The sequence below is a fragment of the Candidatus Oscillochloris fontis genome (assembly GCF_004138135.1).
Lineage (GTDB): Bacteria > Chloroflexota > Chloroflexia > Chloroflexales > Chloroflexaceae > Oscillochloris > Oscillochloris fontis.
In genome coordinates this window covers 68,957-92,655 of the sequence record NZ_RYFD01000010.1, presented here as the reverse complement: position 1 = coordinate 92,655, position 23,699 = coordinate 68,957, and the positions used below count along the sequence as shown (strand labels likewise).

The 23,699-nt window shown below is 58.4% G+C and carries 18 protein-coding genes; 9 read left to right on the top strand and 9 right to left on the bottom strand.

Annotated features, from left to right (window positions below; translation table 11 throughout):
* On the top strand, positions 1–2,238 hold a 2,238-nt coding region (locus tag EKD03_RS06290; RefSeq protein ID WP_274542397.1), incomplete at its 5' end, for a Calx-beta domain-containing protein.
* A gap of 157 nt (positions 2,239–2,395) precedes the next feature.
* Positions 2,396–3,559: a C45 family autoproteolytic acyltransferase/hydrolase gene (locus EKD03_RS06285; protein WP_129628709.1), complete on the top strand. Its 1,164-nt coding sequence runs from the start codon at positions 2,396–2,398 to the stop codon at positions 3,557–3,559.
* 153 nt (positions 3,560–3,712) lie between these two features.
* On the opposite strand, the gene mutL is transcribed toward EKD03_RS06285, so the two are convergent.
* From mutL to EKD03_RS06270, 4 genes are all read right to left on the bottom strand, one after another.
* Positions 3,713–5,539 (bottom strand): DNA mismatch repair endonuclease MutL, encoded by a 1,827-nt coding sequence (gene mutL / locus EKD03_RS06280; RefSeq protein WP_129628707.1) that lies wholly within the window; start codon positions 5,537–5,539, stop codon positions 3,713–3,715.
* A gap of 75 nt (positions 5,540–5,614) precedes the next feature.
* Positions 5,615–6,769: a PP2C family protein-serine/threonine phosphatase gene (locus EKD03_RS18940; RefSeq protein ID WP_129628704.1), complete on the bottom strand. Its 1,155-nt coding sequence runs from the start codon at positions 6,767–6,769 to the stop codon at positions 5,615–5,617.
* 51 nt (positions 6,770–6,820) lie between these two features.
* On the bottom strand, positions 6,821–6,988 hold the full coding sequence (locus EKD03_RS18620) for a hypothetical protein (RefSeq protein ID WP_174842820.1): 168 nt from the start codon (positions 6,986–6,988) through the stop codon (positions 6,821–6,823).
* Positions 6,989–7,006: 18 nt separating this feature from the next.
* The gene (locus tag EKD03_RS06270; protein ID WP_129628702.1) at positions 7,007–7,189 is read right to left on the bottom strand and encodes a hypothetical protein; all 183 of its coding nucleotides are present in this window, start codon (positions 7,187–7,189) and stop codon (positions 7,007–7,009) included.
* Between the two features lie 194 nt (positions 7,190–7,383).
* Here EKD03_RS06270 and EKD03_RS06265 point away from each other — a divergent pair, with 194 nt between their 5' ends.
* The 5 genes from EKD03_RS06265 (at position 7,384) to rocF (ending at position 13,976) form a co-directional block, all read left to right on the top strand.
* Positions 7,384–8,475, top strand: coding sequence for a HEAT repeat domain-containing protein (locus EKD03_RS06265; RefSeq protein ID WP_129628700.1), 1,092 nt, complete (start codon positions 7,384–7,386; stop codon positions 8,473–8,475).
* 47 nt (positions 8,476–8,522) lie between these two features.
* Positions 8,523–8,873: an STAS domain-containing protein gene (locus EKD03_RS06260; RefSeq protein ID WP_129628698.1), complete on the top strand. Its 351-nt coding sequence runs from the start codon at positions 8,523–8,525 to the stop codon at positions 8,871–8,873.
* A gap of 64 nt (positions 8,874–8,937) precedes the next feature.
* A complete protein-coding gene (locus tag EKD03_RS06255; protein WP_129628696.1) occupies positions 8,938–9,681 on the top strand; it encodes an anti-sigma factor antagonist in 744 nt (247 codons plus the stop codon).
* A complete protein-coding gene (locus EKD03_RS06250) occupies positions 9,678–12,248 on the top strand; it encodes a SpoIIE family protein phosphatase (RefSeq protein WP_129628694.1) in 2,571 nt (856 codons plus the stop codon). The genes EKD03_RS06255 and EKD03_RS06250 overlap by 4 nt, the downstream gene beginning before the upstream one ends.
* An 828-nt stretch (positions 12,249–13,076) precedes the next feature.
* Positions 13,077–13,976: an arginase gene (gene rocF / locus EKD03_RS06245; protein WP_129628692.1), complete on the top strand. Its 900-nt coding sequence runs from the start codon at positions 13,077–13,079 to the stop codon at positions 13,974–13,976.
* A 111-nt stretch (positions 13,977–14,087) separates the two neighbouring features.
* Here rocF and EKD03_RS06240 read toward each other — a convergent pair whose 3' ends face one another.
* From EKD03_RS06240 to EKD03_RS06220, 5 genes are all read right to left on the bottom strand, one after another.
* Complete coding sequence (locus EKD03_RS06240; RefSeq protein WP_129628690.1) at positions 14,088–14,924, bottom strand: phosphodiester glycosidase family protein; 837 nt, start codon at positions 14,922–14,924, stop codon at positions 14,088–14,090.
* 2 nt (positions 14,925–14,926) lie between these two features.
* A complete protein-coding gene (locus EKD03_RS06235) occupies positions 14,927–15,412 on the bottom strand; it encodes an acyl-CoA thioesterase (RefSeq protein WP_129628689.1) in 486 nt (161 codons plus the stop codon).
* A 10-nt stretch (positions 15,413–15,422) separates the two neighbouring features.
* The gene (locus EKD03_RS06230) at positions 15,423–16,517 is read right to left on the bottom strand and encodes an ABC transporter permease (RefSeq protein WP_129628687.1); all 1,095 of its coding nucleotides are present in this window, start codon (positions 16,515–16,517) and stop codon (positions 15,423–15,425) included.
* Between the two features lie 5 nt (positions 16,518–16,522).
* Positions 16,523–18,070, bottom strand: a complete 1,548-nt coding sequence (locus tag EKD03_RS06225; RefSeq protein ID WP_129628685.1) for an ABC transporter ATP-binding protein — start codon at positions 18,068–18,070, stop codon at positions 16,523–16,525.
* Between the two features lie 79 nt (positions 18,071–18,149).
* Entirely contained in the window at positions 18,150–20,492 is a 2,343-nt protein-coding gene (locus tag EKD03_RS06220) for an RNA-binding domain-containing protein (RefSeq protein WP_129628683.1), read from the bottom strand.
* A 599-nt stretch (positions 20,493–21,091) separates the two neighbouring features.
* Here EKD03_RS06220 and EKD03_RS06215 point away from each other — a divergent pair.
* Both EKD03_RS06215 and EKD03_RS06210 read left to right on the top strand, forming a co-directional pair.
* Positions 21,092–22,051 carry a tyrosine-type recombinase/integrase gene (locus EKD03_RS06215; RefSeq protein WP_238613416.1) on the top strand — a complete coding sequence of 320 codons (960 nt, stop codon included), beginning with the start codon at positions 21,092–21,094 and terminating at the stop codon, positions 22,049–22,051.
* Between the two features lie 416 nt (positions 22,052–22,467).
* Positions 22,468–23,637: an ArsA family ATPase gene (locus EKD03_RS06210; RefSeq protein WP_129628681.1), complete on the top strand. Its 1,170-nt coding sequence runs from the start codon at positions 22,468–22,470 to the stop codon at positions 23,635–23,637.
* Positions 23,638–23,699: the final 62 nt, after the last annotated feature.

The window sequence follows — 23,699 nt, the reverse complement described above, 5'->3', positions numbered from 1 at the left end:
GTCACCTTCAGCCTCGTACTGAATACCCAACCCACGGATGATGTCATTATCACGCTGAATGCCGGTACGCAAGTGCTGGTGGACGGTGTGGCGACCCAGGCGCTGACCTTTACCGATGCGGATTGGGCGACGCCCAGGGTGATCACCGTCACTGCCGTGGATGATCTGGTCTATGAAGGAGTTCACACCGGCACGATCAGCTTTGGGGTGAGTAGTGCCGATCTGATCTACAATCCGCTGACGATTCCTAACTATATCGCCACCATCACCGATAACGACACAATTGAGATCACCATTGATGATGTCAGTGTGTATGAGGGCGATGTTGGCCAGAACGTTATCTTTACCGTCAGTTTGAGTGGGGCTGCTGGGGGTGAGGTGCGGGTGGACTACACCACGGTTGCAATGACCGCTACGGCGGGGAGTGACTACACCACCACTACCGGGCAACTTATCATCCCAGACCTCACAACTACCGCCACCATCAGTGTGCCGGTGCTCGGTGATACAGTATTTGAGCCTGATGAGTTCTTTGTGGTTCTGCTCAGTAATCCCACCACCACCGGCCCCACGCCACTTGCGATCCTCGATAATCAGGGCATCGCTACGATCCTGAATGATCCCACCGATACCCTGGTGATCGGCTTTACGCAGGCTAACTATAGTGTCGCCGAAAATGCTGGCAATGCCATCTTGCGGGTGCGCCTGAGTGCCCCCGCCCCAGCAGACTTTACCGTCACTTATACGACACTTGCCGGCACCGCTATTGTGCCTGGTGACTACACCAATCCGCCGGGTAGCTTCATTTTTGCCACCGGCCAGATCGAGCAGACGATCAGTGTGCCGATCATCAATGATGGTCTGCAAGAACTTGATGAGACCTTGACGCTGACTCTCAACCCGGTGGTGGGTTTGACGCGCAGTCCGGCCACAGCCACACTCGCGATCATTGATAATGATCGCCCCGTGCTGACCGAACAAGCCAACTTTATTCAGACGCCGGGGCCGAACTATACGAACAACGGTTGGAACTACTATGCCAATCGCGCAAGTACGTCAACCTATATGCGGATTGACATCCCTTGTTTGACCAGTGGGCCTGCGCTCCAGATCGATCTCTATGATGCGGCGGTGAATGCGGCCTCTCCTGATGATACAGTCAATCTGCCTGCCGATCTGACAACCTTCTGGCTCTATCAGATGTCAGATCTTTGGACTTATGCCGATGGTCTGCCCACAGGGCCGGGTATTGTCACGGATACCTATCCGCAGCCTACTCCAGCCCCAGTAGCAACATGGGAGACCTTTACGACGCTCCCGGCTGGCTCGTGTGGCACCTTCTTGCTGCGCACCGAAACCTCGGACAATGACGTGAACGGTTGGGGTGTGCGCGTGGCCTGGCAGGGTGGCGCTTCTAACCTCGATTATGATGGTCTCCCCGGCACTGGCGATGAGATCATCGTGGGGATGCAACAGGCCGAACTGCGCTACCTAGCGGGCAATAATCGCTGTACCACTACGTATGAATATGTTGCACCCGGCCAACCCTCAGTGACCTTCCATAATTATGATATGGATGATACTAGTATGGGTGGATGGCTCACAACCCGCTTACACTACTATCCACCAAGTGCAGTTTACGATCCGCTGGCGAATACGGGCGGATTCGCAGGGACGCGATCTGGTGATATGAGTTGGAATAATGGCACTGTAGATACCCGTGGTGGGGATACCTACCTTAATCCTGAGCCAGGGTGGTGGAAGATTGTCACCTGTACTGATGAGCTGGTGATTGAAAATCAGTTGATCCAGGAGGGGCAGACCGATCAACCGAGTTATATCACCCAGCCCGGTACTCCCGATCTGGCGCTGAGTATGACGCCGAGTGTACCCACGGTGGCCCGCAATACCCTGTTTGATGTTGGGGTCGCCTATACCAATCGTTCCAGTGGCGCTACGGCGGGGGCGGCGCTGGGTACCACGTTCAGTCTCACGCTCCCCAGTGATCTCACGTTTGTGAGTTGTACGGGGGCGACGTGTAATCAACTAGACAACACGCTCACCGTCACTATGGCCGACCCGGTTGCGGCGGGGAGTAGTGCCACCTTCACGATCACCCTGCGCACCAGTACCATTGGCACTGGTCCGGTGGCTCTCAATTTGCGCGCCGATTACGCCGATCTGCTGCGCAACCCGTTTGTCAGCACCACTGGAACAGTGCTAACGATAACGCCATAGAGCGTAAGTGTTCAGGCTTTTCTGCGCATCCCGGTTTTGACCCAAAGACGCCAAGCCGCAAAGCCTTCAAGATAGACTCCCATCAACATCTTTGCGTCTTTGCGTCAATACGAGGCTTCTGTTTACCCCAAGTGTGAACAGGTATCTAAGGATCTCCATGTTCCCCGAAATCACCATTACCGGCACCCCGTATAGCCGTGGCCAGCAGTATGGCTCCGCCGTCCCGCACATGATCGCCCATAGCATCGCCAGCTACTCGCGCCTCTTCGCCTACCGCCGAGGGATGGATTGGGCCGCCAGCCAAACTGCTGCCTTGGAGTATCTGCCCTTGCTGCACGAGGTGGCTCCCGACCTCCTCGAAGAGATGCGCGGGATTGCCGCTGGTGCTGGCCGCGAGCTAGGTGAAATTCTGGCGCTCAATGTGCGTACCGAACTCATGGCCGGGATCGGCAATGGCGTGATTCACCCCGATTGGCCCGCTGCTGATGCCCGCAACCGGGCGGCGGGGGTTCCCTTCCACCTCGATACTCCCACCGTTTCTACCGCTACCCCGGTGGATGATGGCGAGTGTACCACTGCCGCCGCGCAGCCCAGCGCAACCGCCACTGGCACCAGCATCCTCGCCCAGACCTGGGATTGGCAGGGGGATCAGCGGGCGGCGTGTCTGCTGCTGCGCATCCACACTCCCGGTGAACCGAGCATCCTCACCATGACCGAAGCCGGTATGCTGGCCAAGATCGGCCTCAATAGCGCCGGTTTGGCGGTGGCGCTGAATCTTCTCCGATCCCATGCTGATGGGCAGGGTGTGGGCATGCCGGTGCATGTGCTGTTGCGCAAGATGCTCCAAGCGACTAGTTTTGCTCAGGCGCGTGCCGCCGCCGATGTGGCTCCCGCTGCCGGTTCATCCTGCATCACCGTGGCCAGTGCTGATGGCGATCTGGTCAGTTTGGAGATCACCCCGGCGGGTGTGGCCGAGGTGCTGCCAGAGGCGGGCCGCCTCGCGCATGCCAACCACTGCCTTGATGCCGGGACCCTGGTGGGTGAGTGCGAAATTGACCCGGCGCTCTCGACCACCCGCGAGCGCCTGGGGCGGGCCTGGGATCTTCTGCGCGCCACGCCACACTTGGCGATCAGCGATTTTCAGGCCATCCTGCGCGACCACGATGGCGACCCGCGCTGTATCTGCCGCCACCCCGATCTGCGGCTGGCCGCAGTGGATCGCGCCGAGAGTGTCTGTGGCGTGGTGATGGATCTCGGTACTCGTACTATGTACGTGGCTGCCGGTATTCCTTGTCAGGTGCCGTTTACCCCGGTGCAGTGAAGTATCTTGGGGCGTAAGCCCCAAGCCCCATTTTTGTTGTTTTTTGGCGGCGTAGCCGCCAAAAAACAACAAAAAAGATCTTCGGGGGCGGCTTCGCCGCCCCCGAACCCCCACCGTAGGTGACTTTGCACATGCCCGGTCTGAAAAGATCCCCTAAACCCGTCGCCCAAACTGGCGCTCCAACTGCGTCGGGCTTAACAGGATCATGGTTGGGCGGCCATGCGGGCATGTGCGCGGGCTGATGCAGGCTTCAAGTTGACGTAAGAGTTGGCGCATCTCCTCGTGCGAGAGCGTCTGCCCGGCCCGTACCGAGGTATGGCATGCTAGGGTGATCAGGATCTCCTCGTAGCGGTCGGCGGGGGTAGTGCCGCCGCGCCCCGCCAGATGTTCGGCCAACTCGGTTACTGCTTGCGCGATCTCATCACTGGGCAGCGTGGCCGGGGCGGTACGCACCCGCACCCCCTCGCCCCACTCCTCAAGCTGAAAGCCGAGCACCGCCAGTTCATCGGGGCACCCTAGGAGTAACGCACTACTCGCCGGGGCCAGCGGCACTACCAGGGGCAGCAACAAGCCCTGCGATTCGAGTGTTCCACAGGCGCGTTGGGCCATCAGCCGCTCATAGGTGATGCGCTCGTGGGCGGCATGCTGGTCAATGAGATACATCCCCTCTGGAGCCTCGGCAACGATGTAGGTTAGCCCCACCTGACCGACTACCCGTAGCGGTGGGATGGTCGCCGGGTTGGATTGGGGCTGCACGGGAGGCAATACGGGAGGTGTATCGTCTGCTACTGGCGCGCCCACCTCATTCCCGCCCCCAACATCCCAGCGTGAGCGCTCGACATCCCATGTGGCTGCCCCAACACCCCACGCCGAGGTGGGTGGCTCCGCCGGGCGGCTCGGTTGCCCCAGTTGGCGCAACTCGAAGCGCCGCTGCACCCCAGAGGGATCATAACTGCTCTCGGCCCAATCGGGGATGCCCGCCCCGGACACGAGTGCCTCGCGAACTGCCCGCCCAATCGCACTATGCACCTGTGGCCCGAAACGAAACTTGACCTCGCTCTTGGTGGGGTGGACATTCACATCAACGGCAGTCGGGTGTACCCGAATATCGAGCGCCACCAGCGGATGTCGCCCCTTCATCAGCATGGTGTGGTAGGCATCTTCGACCACCGCCACCAGCGGGCCACGTGGCTGGAGGGCGCGCCGATTCACAAAGACGTGGATGTAACTGCGTGAACTGCGCGTTAATTCAGGTGGTGAGATCAGCCCACTGACGCTTACCGCCTGCACATCCTCGCCTGCCTGTGACTCGACCGGCAGCAGTTGGCGCGCAATATCCAACCCATAGATCTCGATCAGTACACTGCGCCGGTCGCCATCGCCACTCGTCTGGAGCGCCAGCCGCCCATCCAGAATCATGCTGAAGCGCACCTCTGGGTAAGCCAAGGCATACTGTTGCACCACCGCACTAATCGCACTCAGTTCGGTCGCCTCCGAGCGCAGATACTCCCGCCGGACTGGCAGGTTGTAGAAGAGATTGCGCACACTGATGCTCGTCCCCGGTGAACAGCCACACGGAATCCGGGCTTGCAGTTCTCCTCCGGCGATGCGCAGTTCCGTTCCCACCTCTTCGTTGGCGTTGCGGGTGATACAGACCAGTTGCGCGACACTGGCGATACTTGGCAGAGCTTCGCCGCGAAAACCCAGTGTGCGGATGTTGAAGAGATCATCGGCGGCTTGCAGTTTACTCGTCGCGTGGCGCTCAAAGGCCAGTTCCACCTCGTGGCTGGCAATCCCACAGCCATCATCCTGCACCTTTAACTCGCGCAACCCGCCGCCGCGCACCTCGATAGTGATGCGTGAAGCACCGGAATCTAGCGCATTCTCGACCAGTTCTTTGATCACCGAGGCGGGGCGTTCCACCACCTCACCCGCCGCAATCTGGGCGGCGATGGTTGCATCAAGGAGACGGATCGGCATAGAGACCCCTGCTCTGCTAACGCACGAACATCTTTGCGGGTGTATTGTACCACGCTTGGCGCACGTAGGGTTGGTTTAGGGCTGGCGAGTTGGGGGGATCATTGGATTGGGTTTGGGGGTGGCAGTACGGCTGGGGGTGATTGTAGCCGTGCTCGTCGCGGCGACCGTGGTGGTGGTGGTCGCGGCGACCGTGGCGGTGGTGGTTACGGCGACTGTGGCGGTGGTGGTGGTGGTCACGGCGACTGTGGTGGTGGTGGTGGTCGCGGCGACTGTGGCGGTGGTGGTGGCGACCGTAGCGGTAGGAATATCCGTTGCGGAGCCACCATACATTTGAACAAAGAAGACCCCACTCCCCACCAACAAGATCAGCAGTAGGCCAGCGAGGAGCAACCCAATGCGCGAAAGCGGGCGTTCACCCGCATCCTTGGGTCTACGCTCCTCATCTGCCTGCTGACTACCACTCGTCAATGGTTGGGTAGGGCTGCGCGCCACCGCATTGGTAGGAACCTCTGTCTTCCTGATCGGATCGATCTCATCCACCTGCCCGATCACCACCGTGATGTTATCGTGGCCTCCACGCGCATTTGAAGTGTCTACGAGCCGTTGCACCGCCTCTTCAGGCGGCAACATACTCGCAACTTCCGCAATCTCCGCATCCTCGATCAAGCCATGCATCCCGTCTGACGAGAGCACTACGGTATCCCCCGGCAGAAGTGCGAGGTTGAAGGTATCCACCTGTACTTCTGCTTGATAGCCGAGGGCACGGGTGATGATATTGCGAACATTGGATGTCCGCGCCTGCTCTGGAGTCATCAACCCCGCCGCAACTTGATCGGAGACAAAGGAGTGATCGCGCGAAATCTGGGAGATCTGCCCCTCGCGGATCAGGTAGGCACGGCTATCGCCCACATTCGCCACAAAGAGCGTATCCCCACGCAAGAGCGCCGCGACTCCGGTGGTCCCCATACTCCCGCGTCCCTCGCGGTAGATCGTCTCATTTGCTACCACAAAGGCTTGACGCAGGGCTGTATCGGGTGGTGCATCTTCAACAAACGTCGCAAGGATGGTGTCAACTGCTAGGCGACTAGCCACCTCACCGGCGGCATGGCCGCCCATGCCGTCGCAGACCAGGAGTAGTGTCGCCTGTGACAACTCCGTGGTTCCGTAAGCGTCCTGGTTCACCTCGCGCCGCATGCCAATATCGGAGCGAGCGCTAAAACGCACTCTCATTGCGCCAACTCCTGACAGAGTATGGGCTTTTCCTGAGCAAAGTATACCACGCTAGTGTACCCGTCGTGATGCGATGAGGCATCCGAGCGCTACCAGCAAGAATATCCAGTGCCAGAGGCCAATCGGATTGATAAAACCGATGATCAACGAAACGATAACCGCCACCAACCCCAGGATGGATAGGATGATCCGCGCTGGTGCGGGGGTCTCTGGGAGCATACGACTAACCTCCTTGCCCTAACGAGTCACCCGCCAGAGCCAAAACGAGATCGCTGCTCCAATCAGAAAGACCGAGAAGAAGAGGTTGCCGGTCGAAACTACAAAGATGAGCGCTAATGCCATAAAGATGGCCGCAACACCGAGACATCCCCGGCGTACCCGCGCCATACTCTCTTGCACTTCCTGAGATTCTTGGGACATAACATTCCTTCTGGTACCGGTACGTCATTGAACATCATGGTCTTCTATCCTACCATATACGGGCACCGGGTGGAGAGACACAAAATCTTGCGTCTAATTGTAATCTTAGGTTCACATTTCCTACAACCCGCATAAAAGTGGTATGCTATAATGCTACGTAGCATACCAAGGAGCGACATCTCGTCGTCAAAGCCATGTTTGACCAAGAAGCCTGGCGAACGCGGGTTGCAGACCGCCTGAGTAACTTTGCTCGCAACCCGCGCCAAGACATTCAGCTTGCCGGTACGAGTACCGTACTTGGCTATTTAGCCGTGCGCACCCTCGAACCCTTCTTGGACGCATTTCAGCAGGAGCCAGTTGCCGCAGTACTGGCCTTAGCTGCGATTGTTCAGGGGAGTGGGGCCGATCAGATCGTGCGCCGGGCCAGTCAGATGCGTTATCAGGTGGCGCAGATGATCGAGCGCGAGCTGCGTACCAAGGTCGATCTGCGCATGGCGATTGAGCAACTGATCGTTACGCTCAATGTCTTACATTTGGCCCGTCAGCGTCTCAATAGTTCGCGTGATGAATGGTTGCGCCTCTCTCTGCTCCACGAGATTGATACCTACGGGCCGGGTGAACTGGCTCATCTGCGTCAGTTGTTGCATGATCCGGGCTGGCAGTCGCGCTATGAGACGATCCGCAGCCTACGCCAACGCAATGGCAACTATAGTGCCGCCGATCTGGTGCTCTTGCACGATGGCCTGAGCGATAGTGCCTCGCATGTACGCTCGGCCGCTGCACGTATGCTCGGTCAGTTCGCCGGTAATCCGCCCGTTCCGCTAGTCAAGGCACTCACCAAGGTAGCTCTCTACGATTGTGATCTTGAGACCCGCTATGCTGCGGCGCGCACACTAGGGGCGCTGCGTGATCGGATCGCTTCCCCGCAGTTGATCGATCACCTCGGCCATTGTCTCGGCGATAAAGATAGCTTCGTGCGTTCGGCGGCGGCGCTCATTCTGGGCCAGTTTGGTGAGTTGGCCGGTACCCCCTCGCTGATTACCCAGTTGACGGCCATGATCAGCGATGATGACCCCTATACCCGTGAAGCTGCGGCGCGTACCCTCGGTCGGATTGGCGCGGCAGCAGCGAGTACCTCTGTACTTACCGCTCTCACCAAGGCCATGGAAGACTCGGACGCCAATGTTCACGAAGCGGCAATTGATGCTTTGACCCGACTGCGCAAAATTCGTGCCACCCTTCCGCTGGCAGTGCGTAAACATCCGACGGAACCATTAGTGGTATGAGGATTGATCATTGATACCTGCATTGAAGCAGCTATAAGGAGGTTCGCATGGAGATCAGTCACCGCGCAATGAATCGCGTGGATCTGATCGAGGTTGTTGGTCGTATTGATGCCGCCACAGCGTCGAAACTGAAACAACAGATTGATGCCCTCTTTGCTGAGGGGCGCTATCGTATTGTCCTCGATCTCGCTGGCTTGGAGTATATTAGTAGCCCTGGACTGCGCGTGCTGATCGAGGCACGTAAACGTGCCCGTGAATGGAAGATTACCGATCTGGAGGGTGGCGATATTCGGATTGCTAATCTGCCGCCTAAGATTAAAGAGGTCTTTGATCTCACCGGCTTTACCTCGCTCTTTGAGATGTATGCTGATACCGTCGAGGCGGTGGGTTCCTTTTAAACCATGATCGGGGCTGAGGGATGCGCTCCGGCTTCGCCCTTCACCCTGCATCCCCATCTGAGCTATGGATACCATCACCCTCACGGCTGACTTGGACGCGCTGGCGAAGATTAGTGCGTTTATTACCGAAGCTGCTGAACAGTGCGGCCTAGATGAACGTGCCACATGGCAGGTTCAGCTTGCTGTGGATGAGGCAGCCACCAACGTGATTCAACATGCCTATGACCTGGAATATCCGGGTAATATTACGCTGAGTTGGGCCTGTGAGTCGAGTCGCTTTATTATCACCCTGCGCGACCAGGGCCGTCAGTTTGATCCCCAGAGTGTGCCCGAACCTGATATTCGTTCACCGCTTGAAGATCGCCAAGTTGGTGGCTTGGGTATCTATCTGATAACGCGCCTCATGGATGAAGCGCGCTTCGATTTTCATCCTCAAGAGGGTAATGTCCTCACCATGGTTAAGTATCTGAGCGCCAGCCTCCGCGATGATGTGGTGGTGATGCCGGTCACTGGGCGCCTGGATGCGCTGACCGCTCCACAACTCAATAAGCTCGTGCATATGCAGATCGCGGCGGGTGCCCGCTTTCTGCTCCTTGATCTCAGTGATGTGGCGTTCCTTTCGAGTAGTGGGCTGCGTACCCTCCTGCTCATCCGTAAAGAGTTGATGACCTTGGGTGGTGAGTTGCGCTTAGCTGGCCTCCAACCCCAGGTTCATGAGGTCTTTGCGCTCACTGGGTTCACGCAGGTCTTTGCCATCCATACGACTGTGGAGGAGGCGCGATCATCGTTCGGCCTGGGACGTGCGTGAGACGTGCATGGCTCGTGCTGCTGCTCTACTGCCTCGTCGTGGGGAGTATTGGTTGGCTGTGGCTTGCGCGTGTTCCCGTTCCGCTACCCTCGCCATGGACGCTCTTCCTCTTTGGTGGTTTGGCGCTGCTGCTCGGTGCCGCGCTCTATCGCGTCAACCGGACGCTGTTGGCCCAACGTCGCTCGGTGCGCGAGCTTGCCCTGCTCAATGAGGCCAGTCGGGCGATCATTCGGAGTGAGCTTGATGTTGATGCGCTCTGCGAGTTGATCTACCGCGAGTCGAGTAAGGTGATTGATACCGCCTCGTTCCATATCGGTCTCTTCGATGATACCTACTATACCCTCAAGGTGCGTATCCAGGATCGCGTGCGCATGCCCGTACTGACCTTCGATCTAGGTGCTGGTGATGGTATTATTGGCTGGATTAGGCAGACGGGTCGCGCCCTGCTGGTTGAAGATTTTGATCGTGAGATGCATCGCCTCCCCGCTCGGCCCCGCTACCAGAGTAACCGCCCGCCGCGCTCCGGGATCTATGTGCCGCTGATCGCTGGTGAGGATGTTATTGGCTCGATCTCGGTGCAAAGCTATCAACCCAATGCCTTTGGGGCGAATGATCTACGCCTGCTCTCCTTGATCGCTGACCAGGCGGCGGTGGCGATTACCCGCGCTCGTGCCTTCCACCAAGCGAAGCAGCGTGCGATTCAGCTCCAGGCTATCCATGAGGTGAGCGAACAGATTACCGCGATCCTTAATCTGGATGAGCTCTTGCCCTCGGTGGTGCGCCTCATCCGTGAACACTTCGGCTACCACCCCGTCCATATCTTCACTATTGATCCCGATGCGACGCTCATCCGCTTTCGCGCCACAACCGCTGACGTGGAGCAAGCTGCTGGTTTGGATAGCGAGCCGCTCCGTTTGGGCCAAGGGGTCGTTGGGAGTGCCGCTCTGAGTCGGGTTGCGGTGCTGGTTGGCGATGTGCAACATGACCCCCGCTATATCCAGGATAGCCAGACGACTCGTTCGGAGTTGGCGGTGCCGTTGCGCATTGGCGAGCAGGTGATCGGTGTGCTCGATGTGCAGAGCGATAAGGTTGATGATTTTGATGCCGATGATCTCTTTGTGATGCAGACACTCGCTGGTCAGATTGCGGTTGCAATTGATAGTGCCAATACCTATACCGCCCAACAAGAAGAGGCATGGACGCTCAATGCGCTGCTCCAAGTCGCCGAGAGTATCGGGCGGGCTAGTACGCTCGATAGCTTGCTGGCGACGGTGGTGCGCCTCCCGCCCCAACTCTTTGGCTGTACCCGTTGCTACTGCCTGCTCTGGAGCCGTGAGGGCCGTTTTGCGCTGCTGGCTGCGTATGGCCTGAGCAGCACGCTCCATGCGCAACTGGTTGGTCACTCGATTGCAATAGAGACCGCGCCGCTCTTGGCGCGTCTGCACGCACTTGCCGCCGAAGGTACCGCCACCATGCGCCCGCTGGTGTTGCACCAAGCGCAGGATCAGCCCGAACTCTGGCCGCAGGTGATCGGGCCAGTCGGCAGCGGTACGCTGGTGGTCTTGCCCATGTTGGTTCGTGCCAGTCTGTTGGGGGCGCTCATCCTCGATTGGGATGAGCCGCTGGTTATGCTCGATACCCGCCAGATTAGCCTGAGTACCGGTGCGGCGGCTCAGGTAGCCGGGGCGCTCGAAAGCCTCCTCCTGGCCCGTGAGGCCGAAGAGGCGGCGCGGATGGAACAAGAACTGCGTGTCGCCCGCGAGATTCAGACCGCGCTGCTTCCCGCGCATCCCCCACGTATCCCCGGCTGGCAGATTGATGCCGCCTGGCACTCGGCACGTATGGTGGGGGGGGATTTCTACGATTTCTGGCGCTTGCCGCCCCGTTCAGATCAATCAACACCGAGTGATCCCCTCCAACCCCACGCTGCGACCTTTATGCATGAGGTGGCCGGTACTTCGGTCTGGGTGCATGATGATATTCCCCAGTGGGGCGAACTCGGCTTCGTGATTGCTGATGTGAGTGATAAGGGTGTGCCCGCCGCGATGTTTATGGCGATGTCGCGCTCGCTCGTGCGTGCCTCAGCCCTCGATGGCTCGACGCCCTCTTTCGCTATCGAACGCGCAAATCGCTGGATTAGCCGTGACTCCGAGTCGGGGATGTTTGTTACGCTCTTCTATGGTCTGCTCGATACCGCTACCGGGCGCTTACGCTATACCTCGGCTGGACATAACCCACCCCTGCTCTACCATTGCCAAACGGCAACCTTTGAAGCCCTGCATACCCCCGGTATTGCGCTGGGTGTTCTGGAGACTATCCACCTCCACGAAGCCGAGACCATTATGGCCCCTGGTGATCTGTTGGTCTGTTATACCGATGGTGTCACCGAGGCAATTGATGATGCTCAGTGTGAGTTTGGCGTTGAACGTCTGCGCGAGATCATTCGCACCTACGCCGAGTATGATGTCGGTGTGGTCATGCAGGCGATCAGTGGCGCAGTTGATGCCCACGGTCGCGGCCAACCTCCGTTTGATGATGTGACGCTATTGCTCATCAAGCGGATGTGATACTAGAGCATGGGTAAAGTCTTTGTGGCTGAAGTCCCAAACACCAAAAAAGATCTTCGGGGGCGTCGGAGCCGCCCCCGAACCCCCACCGGAGGTGACATGTGATATGACGGCGCATCGCTGTGGTACTTCGTGGTGTCATTGAGGTAGTACCTAGAGGTATGATCAGATACTACCCATGCACCATTGAGCTATGGCGCTAGAGATGCTATCATACTCTTGCGGGCGGGATATGCACTACTTCTTCATCGGTTCCCACTCCCGCAACACGGTATCTCAATTGTGGTGGAGTGGCCTTTTGGGTGACGTAACCGACATCGCAGCAGCATCCTACTCAACATCGCAGCAGCGTTCTAGCCCGCAATCCAGCACCATCGTACTCAACATCGCAGCAGCATCCTAGCCCGCAATCCAGCACCATCGTACTCAACATCACACCAGCATCCTAGCCCGCAATCCAGTACCATCCTACTCAACATCGCAGCAGCGTTCTAGCCCGCAATCCAGCACCATCGTACTCAACATCACACCAGCATCCTAGCCCGCAATCCAGCACCGTTCTACTCGACAGCGCACCAACGATCTACAACCCAACGGTTACACCAAGAGGTCCGCGGCCTAACTCCATTGATACAAAAACCAGTACGTTGCTATGCAAGTGCTTCCAACCACAGTCTAGATGCAGTGAACGTAACCCCGGCAGCAGTGCCGGGGTTGTGTTTTGTGCAACGTCCGCCTCCGGTGGTGGGGTTTGGGGTGGCGAAGCCGCCCCAAACCCCACCACAAAACTAAGGTTGGGGGCTTGCCCCAATGGTATGGAGTGCTGCTATGTATAATATTGCCCTTCTTGGTGTCCCGATTGATCTTGGTGCCGGACGGCGTGGCGTAGATATGGGGCCGAGTGCGATGCGCTATACCGGGCTTCAGCAGCGCATTGCGGCGTTGGGGCATCGTGTCTGCGATCTGGGTAACTTGCTGACGCCTATGATCGAAACTGGCGCAGCGCTCGGTGATGATCAACGCTTGCGCTACCTGGAGCCGATCAGTAGCGTGTGTGCCGAATTGGCGGATCGCGTGGCTCATTGTGTGAGTCAGGGCCAACTGCCGCTCATCCTGGGCGGCGATCATAGTGTGGCGATTGGCTCCGTCAGTGGAAGTGCGCGGGGGCGCGATCTTGGTCTGATCTGGATTGATGCTCACGCCGATTTCAACACTGCCGAAACCACGCCTAGTGGTAACATCCACGGTATGAGTCTCGCTGCCCTGAGTGGTCGCGGCCACCCCCGCCTCACCGGCCTAGCTGGGCGGGTTCCCGCCATCCCACCCGACCAGATCGCCCTCGTGGCGGTGCGCGATCTTGATCCGCTTGAACGTGCGGCGCTGCGCACGTCCGGTATTCATACCTTTACCATGCACGACATTGATCGGCGCGGTATGGCGGCGGTGATGGAGCAGGCGATCAGTGTGATCCGCCGTCAGGGTATGGGCTACCACGTCAGTCTCGATCTGGATGTGATTGATCCCAACATTGCGCCGGGTGTGGGTACGCCGGTGTTGGGGGGCATCTCCTACCGCGAGGCACACCTCGCCATGGAACTGCTGGCTCAAGCGGGTGGCTTGTGCAGCCTTGATGTGGTCGAGGTCAATCCGATCCTCGATATTCACAATGCGACCGCCGAGTTGGCGGTGGAGTTGGTGCTCTCGGCATTGGGGCGACGGATTCTCTAATGATCCTGCCCGATCATTCCGATGTTGACGCAAAGGCGCAAAGGCGCAAAGTATGTAATATAGCTCCTAAGCAAAACCTTCGCGCCTTTGCGTCAAAAAGAGGTTGCCCCCTTATGCCCGTGGCAGCACCAGCAACACTATCGGCAGCGGCACAAACGCATCAATCCGATCACTCAGGTTGCGGGTGCGCAGCATCATCCCGGTTGAGGAGCCGCCATCAAGATTGATCGCGGCCTCAATCTCCAGATCAGACTGGGCCAGCCACGCTGAAAATTCGGCCAGGGTGAAGCGGGTACTCGGCACCGCAATGAAGAGCACCCGCCCAGCCCGATCAAGTGCGATAGCGCTGCGGCGGGCGCGTTCATCATCCTCATAACTGTAGGCGGCCATCCCGCCGGGTTGCACCAGCAGTGGCCACCCTTGCAGCGCCTCCACCAGTGGCTCACTTGGATCGTAGGGCTGCTGGGCCAACCCGCGCACCTGCACCTGGTTTGCTTGGTCTACCGCAAACATCCCGCCGCGCCCAGTGTAGCTCGTCCCTACCGGCTGCCCCGCCATGATCAGCAGCGCCACGGTGCGATTCTCTGGGTCAAAGAAGCCCCCATTGATCGCCGCGATTGCGTCTTGCTCCTCGATCCAGCGTCCAATCGTCTTCGGCGCATCGGGTGCATAGCCAACCTGGAAGCGCACCACTGCGGGGTCAAACCGCAACACATGGATCAGCACCGGGTTGCTCCCCGCCAGACTGAGTCGTAAGCGCCGCATCTCCACCCCCGGCTGGACACTTTGCCAGCCACTATCGCTGGGGATGCCACTGGGAGCCTCTGGCGGTGCGGGGGCTGCGGTGGCCGTGGGCATTAGGGTAGTAACCGGGATGGGTGTGGAGGGTGGGGCGCTACACCCGTTCAACACGAGCATGAGTATGCAGAGGAACAAGAAACTGCGCATGACTACTTCTGGCGGCGCGCACTAATCGTCGTGTGGATCTCGCTCCCAATCGCATATTCGGCCTGTGCCTCATCATCGGGCAGGATCAGTTCGGGAATCGGCTGGGGCCGCCCACCATCGCGGGCTATCGCCACCATGCTGAAGTAGCCGGTGGTGCAGATGCGCCGGTCGCCAATCAGGGGGTGCTCGGCATAGATACGTACCCGTACCACCATGGAAGTCCGCCCGACAAAGATCACTTTGGAGAAGGCTTCAATGATCTCGGCCTGCCCAATCGGGGTGCGAAAGTCAATCCGCTCGCTCGATGCCGTCACCACTGGCTGACGACAGAAGCGCAGCGCCGCAATCGCCGCCGCCTTGTCCATCAGTGCCATCACATCGCCGCCAAACATCGTGCCGTAGCCGTTGGTCTGGTGGGGCAGAATGATGTCCGCCATATGCTCTTCGGTGGCGATGCGGGCGCTCCGCTCGGCTTGGGTGTCACTCATTGGGCGTTGCCTATTTCTGCTTCGGAATACGATACACAAAACGAATGATCTGGTCGGCAGCGACAAACATGATAATCAACGCCTGCACCACCTTGATCACATCAATACTCAACCCGGCGCGTACCTGCATCAGGCTTGCTCCGGTATTGAGGCCGCCCCAGAGAATACCCGACGCGATGATCCCAATTGGGTTGGAGTGTGCCAACAGCGCCACCGCAATCGCATCAAAGCCAATCCCACTCAGCAGGTCGGCGCTGAGCGCGTTGCGCACCCCCAACACCTCACCCGCCCCGGCAATTCCGGCGAGGCCCCCAGAGAGCGCCATCGTCAACACAATCGTGCGCGGCACACTGATCCCGGCATAACGTGCCGCCGCCGGGTTGGTTCCGGCGGTGCGTAGCTCAAAGCCGATGGTGGTCTTGTAGAGCAGCCACCAAATCGCAACCGCCAACCCCAAACCGATCAAGATTCCCAAATGCAGGCGGGTCGTATCCCCCACGAAGAACCCCGGTAGCCGCGCAGTCTCGGCAATAAAGCGCGTGCGCGCCCCGGTTGTATCGGCGGGATCACCCAACAAGTAGGGCGTCTTACTCTTGATCAACCACTCGGTCAGACGCACCGCCACATAGTTGAGCATGATCGTCGTGATCACCTCGTGGGCACCGGTACGTGCCTTGAGGAACCCCGCCAATCCGCCCCAGATAGCCCCGCCGACGGCCCCAGCAAGCAACGCCAGGGGAACGTGGATGATCGTGGGCAGTTGCAGGTTGGTGGCTACCACAATCGTGAAGATCGCGCCCAGGTAGAGTTGCCCTTGCGCCCCGATGTTGAAGAGACCACCATGAAAGCCTAGCCCCACTGCCAGCCCGCAGATGATGAACGGTGTAGACCGAATGATCGTATTACTCAGCCCATTCCACGTACCGAATGAGCCTTCCCACAGGCCAATATAGGCCGCCTCCCAATCTCCCCCGGTGAGGTTGATCAACAAGGCTCCGATCACCAGTGCGGTGAAGACGGCTAAGATCGGGACGAGGTATGATGCGTAATCTTCCCAGAGTCTCCTGATCGGTATCGGTTGGCGGATCTCTTCAGCGTGCGGCATATGCTCTACTCAACTTGCTTCAGCCCCGCCCCGGCCATCAACAGGCCAAGTTGCTCGCGGGAGAGTTCGCCATTCTGCACGGTGGCGACGATCTGGCCGTGGTACATGACTGCGATACGATCAGAGAGCGACAGGATTTCGTCCAGTTCAGCCGAGACGACCAGCACTGCGATACCCTCATCGCGCTTGTGGATGATCTGGTTGTGGATGAATTCAATTGAACCGACATCAATGCCGCGTGTTGGCTGGGCTGCTATGAGCAGCTTGAGCGGCTGGCTAAATTCACGCGCCACGATCAATTTCTGCTGATTGCCCCCACTCAGCGCACTGGCCGGCACGTGCGTATTGGGGGTACGCACATCAAATGCTTCTACCAGTTCTTGACAGTGCTGCTCCACCTGGGGCTGATCGCGGATGATCCCACGCGCAAAGGGTGAGCGGTAGTAGAGTTCGAGCACCGAGTTATCAGTGAGCGGGTACGAGGTCACCAAACCTTCACGTTGGCGATCTTCGGGGATGTGCGCCACCCCCAACTCGCTGATCTGGCGCGGGCTGGCCGTACTCACATCGTGGCCTGCCACGCGCACCTCCCCCGCCTCCTTGGTGCGTAGCCCAGTAATCGCCGCTACCAACTCAGTCTGCCCGTTGCCCTGCACCCCGGCAATTCCCAGAATTTCCCCGGCGCGCACCGTCAGATCCACGCCATTCACGGCGGGCAAGCCGCGATCATCGCGCACGTGCAGCCCCTGCACCTCCAGCACCGTCGCACCGGGCTGGGCGGGGGTTTTATCTACCCGGAGCAGCACCTCGCGCCCAACCATCATCGCTGCCAAACTGGCCTCAGACGATTCCGCTGGTAAGGTACTCCCGACCACCTTTCCGGCTCGCAGCACCACAATCCGGTCGGCGATCTCCAATACTTCACGCAGCTTATGGGTAATGAAGATGATCGACTTCCCCTGCTCAACCAGGGTACGCATAATCTGCACCAACTCATCGGCCTCTTGAGGCGTGAGCACCGCCGTCGGTTCATCCAGAATCAGAATATCGGCGTTGCGGTAGAGCGCCTTGATGATCTCGACACGTTGCTGCGCCCCCACCGGTAGATCGGCAATGATCGCATTTGGATCAACCTCCAGGCCATACTGACGCGAAATGGCACGAATCTGGTTGGCAGCCCGGCGGCGATCCAAAAAGAAGCCCGCCCTGATCTGCTCGTTCCCCAGCATGACATTTTCGGTCACGGTCATAACCGGAACAAGCTGGAAGTGCTGATGTACCATTCCAATCCCGCGCTGGATCGCCTCGTGCGGGCTTTTCGCGTGGATGGGTTGCCCGTAGACGAGGATCTCACCCTCATCCTGCTGGTAGAGGCCATAGAGGATATTCATCAGGGTGCTCTTGCCCGCGCCATTCTCGCCCAGTAACGCCAGCACCTCACCCTTATAGAGTTGGAGCGAGACATTGTCGTTGGCGACAACACCGGGAAAGCGCTTGGTAATCCCGCGTGCTTCCAGCACCACCGAGCGATCCTGGGGCTTTCCATTCGTCATGAACACCTCGCAACGGGCTTCAGCGGGTTGGAGGAGTCAAGCGATGCTGCGGCGCACGCGCAGCGTGCGCCGCAGCATCTTACATCTCCTCGTAGAGTTCGAGCAGATCGCGCCACTCACCGGTCAGTTCCTCACGGCGTGCCGCATAGTAGAAGTGCAACTCACCCTGTTCATCCATAAAGAGCAGATCAACTTGCGAGCGCATCGGGCGCATGTAGCCCAAATTCCCCCACCAACGCACCTTTGAATCATCAAGCGGCAGATCCTGTTGGAACATACGCGCAGCATATTCACGCACCGTTCCCGGCTCAATATCCTGGAGCCGCCAGGGCACCCCACTCACATCGCCGGTTCGCAGGTTGCGGAAGACATACTGCCACTCGCCGTCCTCGCCCTGGGTGGCGCTTACCACCTCGATCCCGGTGCGCGGACGAGTGACCCGGATCAGATTAAGCCAGGCATCCGTCAGTTTCTCTAACGCCACGCCCCGATAGTCCTGTTGCCCAGGGCCATCCTTATCCTTCATCACCAGATCAAAGCGGGCGATACCCTGCTCATCGCGGTAGACCGCAACGAGACCGCCGCGTCCGCGCCAACGGATACGTCGTTCACCCCAGGTGATCGGTTCTGGGCTCAGCGGTTCGGGCTGATCTTCGGGATGTGGCGGTAAAACCTCATCCTCACGATCAAAATCCTGCGCCTCTTGCTCAATCGGTTCGCCACTGCGCTCCCCTAACAGCGACTCCCACGCTTCACTCAAGCCCCAGTCGCTTACCCCAAAGAAGATATGGCTGATCACCCCGTTGGCATCACGGTGTACCAGATCATACTTGGTGCGGCTTCCCTGGCGGTAGGCGCGCCACAACCCCAGCCGCCCCTTCCACTTCACTTGGCTCTGGACATCCACCCGTCCTTCGCGCAGATCCTCGTAGCGACTGATCGCATAGGCCCACAACCCCTGCGCACGGTCACGGGTAACTCCGGCGGTTGTGCGTAGGTCGCGCACCTCATATAGCCAGACCCCACCGCGCTTCTGGCCACTCACAATCTCGACCCCAGAACGTGGCAGATCGAGATCCTGGCCATTGTCGAGTGGCGAAGAGACCCCTTCAGCGAGGGCACGGCGGCAGAGTTGAATAATCTCCCCGCGATCTGCTACCACCGTCTCGCCATTGCGGCGCACATAGATCACTCCGTTACTACACACATACGGTGGTGGTTCACTCGATTTCACCTCCACCCGCATGACATCCTGCCCCTCGTAGCTCATCAACTCAAAGGAGAGGTAGGGTTGGGGGCTGATCTGTTCGGCGACACCCTTACGCAGTTGCTCACTCAGGTGATCGGGTCGCTCCACACCGGTCACGCGGCCACCCGGTTCACAGCCAACTACCAGCACGCCGCCACCGGCATTTGCCAGTGCCGCCACATCACACCAGAGATCATTGGTATGGTTCTCGTCATCAATCGGGCGCAGTACTTGCCGCTCGGTTGAGCCACCAAACCGCACCGCATCCACCGCCCACTGCTTCTGATCGCGCTTAGGCACGCGCACACGATCAAAATCTTGGCTCGTGAAGAGTGCGCGCAACGACTCAAAACTGTTGTCGGGCAGCAGCAACTCCACATACCGATCACCGATCCCATGGCGGTGCATCACCTGACCATCGGTGGTCGGCAGACGCCGCAAGCGGTGCGCATCGCTGCCCTGGATGCAGAACATCCGCCGCTCGTAGTGTTCCACCTTGCCATTATAGAAACCGGGCGAGGTAAACTTCTCGTGGTCGGTATAGAAGTTGACAAACTCCAGTGCGTGCAGGTGGAGGCTCTGGGTGGCGGCGATACGCGATTGACCGCTCGTGCCCATCCGCAAGGTCTCAGTGATCACCCCATTAGGGCCATTCACATGCGGCGCAATCACAAGCCCCCCCGCCCGCGCAATCGTCTCGTAGGCTTCGGTGACATGGCGCGTATTCGCTACACCACACAACCCCTCCTTCAGATGCTCGGCGGGGACGCCCAATTGCAGGAGAGTCGCCTCGATCAGGCTCAGTGGGCTTTTGGGGGCAAAGACACCTAAGATGTGGGCACCAAAGTGGGAAGTGAACTCAAAACCGGGCAGCACCGTAATCTTCGCCAGTAAGCGCCGGTACTCATTCAGACGTACCGTCTCTTCTTCGGTGAGCCGCCCCCCCTGTTCGAGGGTTTGCAAAAATTCGATCTCACGTTGGAAGCGTTCATAACCGTGTACCGTATTGTGGTCGGTAAAGGCGATGATCTCAAGTTCGCGGCGTTCCGCCTCCTGAAGAATATCGAGGTTGCTTACATCTGGTTCAGCATAATCCTCAGAGGCCGGGGTGTGTATATGCAGGTCGGCCCGAATCCAGCGCATCCCATTGCGCGTCTCGACGGGTGTGCTCATATTTTTCTAACTCCACAATCATGACACTGTTTGCTCTCTCGGTTCTCTCGCTTTTGCGGCTTTCGTTCTGGTAGCCAAGGAAAGTGGCCACACAGTCTCACACGCTCCTTTCTGGCAGGTACATACCACAACTAATCCAAGTGATTCCTGTTTTCGGACATAGCCGAACCTTTCAGCACAAACGCGCCGCCTCTATCATACTCGATCCATCCCGAAACGACAATAGCACCCTAGTGCAAAGTCTAGGGCATGGGTAAAGTCACCTCCGGTGGAGGTTCGGGGGCGGCTACGCCGCCTCCGAAGACCTTTTTTGTTGTGTTTTGGCGGCGAAGCCGCCAAAACACAACAAAAATTGAAGTTTGGGGCACAGCCCCAAGGACTTTGCACATGCCCTGGTGGGGGTCTGGGGCGTAGCTCCACCATCCCCCATGTCATCCAGATTGGCCCCAACCTGAGAAAAAAACTAGAACCCTCAAATTTTTGCATGAAGATCTAGAATTAAGCCCGAATTTTTGCTATAATGATGAAAACCGGGTTAACACCACCTTAATATACACATAGGGCGGGGTTTGCGTCGGTTCCCAATGGAGGAGGTTCTTATGGCACTACATGGCGCTCCTGCCCCACCTCGTTTACGTACTATCGCGAGCGAGATGGAGACGTTCCTGAATGATATTCAGGCAGAGCAGGGGCTAAGCGGAAATACGATCACATCATACCGTTGTGACTTGCGCACTGCGGCTGGGGTGGTAGATAAACCGCTAGAGACGATCACAACGCTCGATATTCAGTCGTTTTTGGACAGTCGCAATGAACAACCAGGTACCACCAATCGTCGTATCGCGAGTTTAGGCCGCTTTTTTCGCTGGGCGGTTGCCCGTGGCTACTGCCTCTATAATCCACTCGAACAAATTGCAGGGCGCTACCACACCGAACATCGTCCTCAGCCGATCGTCAGCGAAGCGGAACGGCGTGCGCTTGATATCGCCATTGCTGCGTGTAGCCAACCCTATCGCCTGATCTTCACCTTGTTACGCGAAATTGGTGTACGCACCGACGAGGTGTTGAACTTGAATGTTGGGGATGTCATCTTAGAGGCAGGTCGCGAGGTTCTACTAGTGCAGGATACAAAGAGTGGGAATAAGCGCATGGTTGCGTTGACACCCGATGCGATGCCCCGTTCGTTGCGTGGGCTGCGCAGTTGGATGCGTGACCTTGGCCCTAGTCCCGCTTCCGATGCCCCGCTCTTCTGCTCCTCACGCGGCAAGCGTGCCTCTTACGACACACTCCACCGGCGCTGGGTGCAGGTCTGCCGTGCTGCTCACTTGATCGATGTGGTCGAGGGGAAAGAGCAGCCCCGCTATACACTGCATCACCTCCGCCATACTGCCGCTGCTGAGTTGATAGCCTTTTATCCTGAGCAGGTGGTTCGTCGTATTCTTGGTCATCGTGACCCACGTTCTACCCGGCGCTATGCCGATATTGTTCGCAAAGGAGCCGCTAACCCTGCTCCAGCCAACAATCTCCCCGCTCAGCGTCGTGAACAACAGGCATCGTGAGCTTGGGCCGGGTAGGCGGCGGGTCTCCCCCCTTGCCCGGCCCTTCTTTAGCGTACCTGTTGGGGCGGCGCAGCCGCCTCCATGTGCATGAAGTTAAAACCCACTGTTGGGGCTACGCCCCAGACCCGCTTTTTCTCTCATTTTGGCGGCGAAGCCGCCAAAATGAGAGAAAAAGCGTTCTTCGGGGAGGTGAAGCCTCCCCCGCACTCCCACCGAAGGTACCCCAATTGGCCCCGATTGCATGAAACCGCTGCTGCGTGTACTATATGCACATTCGGCTTTTGCGTACATGTGATATGATAGCTCGTGCAGGATCAATACAGACATGGGTGTGAGTCGATCCTTGCTATGCTGGAACACCGGCTTCCCCATGCTTGTGTATGCTCTGCGCTATAGCGCACTAGGTGGCGGCAACGATGCGTATTCTTTTTTATACCGGTAAGGGCGGGGTCGGCAAAACCAGTGTCGCAGCCGCCACGGCTCTACGCTGTGCCCAGCGTGGCTATCGCACGATCGTCCTCAGTACCGATGCGGCTCACTCGCTTGGCGATTCGCTCGGCGTTGAATTACGCGCTGAACCCATTGAGGTCGCGCCTAACCTCTGGGCGCAGGAGATTAACGCGCTTCACGAACTGGAGTCTAACTGGGGTGAGGTGTCGCAGTATATGGCAGACCTGCTGGCATGGCAGGGCGCTGATACCATCGCTCAGGGTGAACTCTCGGTCATCCCTGGTACCGAAGAACTCTTTAGCTTGCTCCAGATCAAGCGTCACTATGATGAAGGACGCTTTGATGTGCTCGTGGTTGATGCCGCACCTACCGGCGAAACGCTGCGCTTGCTCTCGATGCCCGATATTATGCGCTGGTGGATCTCGCGGCTCTTCCCGGTTGCGCGTGCGCTGCTCAAGGTCGTGCGCCCGGTGGCGCGCCGCGTCACCGATATGCCCATCGTCAATGATGATGTGCTCGCTTCGGCCCAGAAGGCGATTGACGCCTTGGTTGAGGTGCGTACTATCCTCACTGATCAGCAGGTGACGACGGCCCGGATCGTGATGAACCTTGAGAAGATGGTCATCCGTGAGGCGCAACGTTCACTGACCTACCTCAGCCTCTTTGGCTATGCGGTTGATGCGGTGGTGGTCAATCGTATCCTTCCGGTTGAGGTTGACGGCCACTTTGCCTCCTGGCGCTCGATGCAGCAGGAGTATGCCCCCCACGTTGATCAGATGTTTAGCCCCCTGCCAATCTTGCGTTCGCCCCACTTCCCACGCGAGATTGTCGGTACCGAGTTGCTGAGTACCTTGGCCGACCGTCTCTTCGGTGATGGTGATCCGGCTTCGTTCCTCTACCAAGGCCCGATGCAGCGTATCGAAAAGGCTGATGGCGGCTATGATCTTATTCTGCCGCTTCCTTTTGCCTCTGAAGACCAAGTCCATCTGGCCCAGAGCGCCGATGAGTTGCTCATCTCGGTGGGTTGGTATCGCCATCGCATCGCCCTGCCCCAGACTCTGGCACGTCTCCATGCCGAGGATGCCTATTTTGAGGATGATCTGTTGCGCGTCGCCTTCCGTCGCGGTGTAGCCTAGTCGCTTTTTCCATGTTGTGGTGTAAACGAATGCCAGCATTGCTGGCATTTCTTTACGCTCCA

Coding starts and splice junctions, on each gene's coding strand:
- EKD03_RS06285 (WP_129628709.1), top strand. CDS start 2,396: ATGTTCCCCGAAATCACCATTACCGGCACCCCGTATAGCCGTGGCCAG.
- mutL (WP_129628707.1), bottom strand. CDS start 5,539: ATGCCGATCCGTCTCCTTGATGCAACCATCGCCGCCCAGATTGCGGCG.
- EKD03_RS18940 (WP_129628704.1), bottom strand. CDS start 6,769: ATGAGAGTGCGTTTTAGCGCTCGCTCCGATATTGGCATGCGGCGCGAG.
- EKD03_RS18620 (WP_174842820.1), bottom strand. CDS start 6,988: ATGCTCCCAGAGACCCCCGCACCAGCGCGGATCATCCTATCCATCCTG.
- EKD03_RS06270 (WP_129628702.1), bottom strand. CDS start 7,189: ATGTCCCAAGAATCTCAGGAAGTGCAAGAGAGTATGGCGCGGGTACGC.
- EKD03_RS06265 (WP_129628700.1), top strand. CDS start 7,384: ATGTTTGACCAAGAAGCCTGGCGAACGCGGGTTGCAGACCGCCTGAGT.
- EKD03_RS06260 (WP_129628698.1), top strand. CDS start 8,523: ATGGAGATCAGTCACCGCGCAATGAATCGCGTGGATCTGATCGAGGTT.
- EKD03_RS06255 (WP_129628696.1), top strand. CDS start 8,938: ATGGATACCATCACCCTCACGGCTGACTTGGACGCGCTGGCGAAGATT.
- rocF (WP_129628692.1), top strand. CDS start 13,077: ATGTATAATATTGCCCTTCTTGGTGTCCCGATTGATCTTGGTGCCGGA.
- EKD03_RS06240 (WP_129628690.1), bottom strand. CDS start 14,924: ATGCGCAGTTTCTTGTTCCTCTGCATACTCATGCTCGTGTTGAACGGG.
- EKD03_RS06235 (WP_129628689.1), bottom strand. CDS start 15,412: ATGAGTGACACCCAAGCCGAGCGGAGCGCCCGCATCGCCACCGAAGAG.
- EKD03_RS06230 (WP_129628687.1), bottom strand. CDS start 16,517: ATGCCGCACGCTGAAGAGATCCGCCAACCGATACCGATCAGGAGACTC.
- EKD03_RS06225 (WP_129628685.1), bottom strand. CDS start 18,070: ATGACGAATGGAAAGCCCCAGGATCGCTCGGTGGTGCTGGAAGCACGC.
- EKD03_RS06220 (WP_129628683.1), bottom strand. CDS start 20,492: ATGAGCACACCCGTCGAGACGCGCAATGGGATGCGCTGGATTCGGGCC.
- EKD03_RS06215 (WP_238613416.1), top strand. CDS start 21,092: ATGGCACTACATGGCGCTCCTGCCCCACCTCGTTTACGTACTATCGCG.
- EKD03_RS06210 (WP_129628681.1), top strand. CDS start 22,468: ATGCGTATTCTTTTTTATACCGGTAAGGGCGGGGTCGGCAAAACCAGT.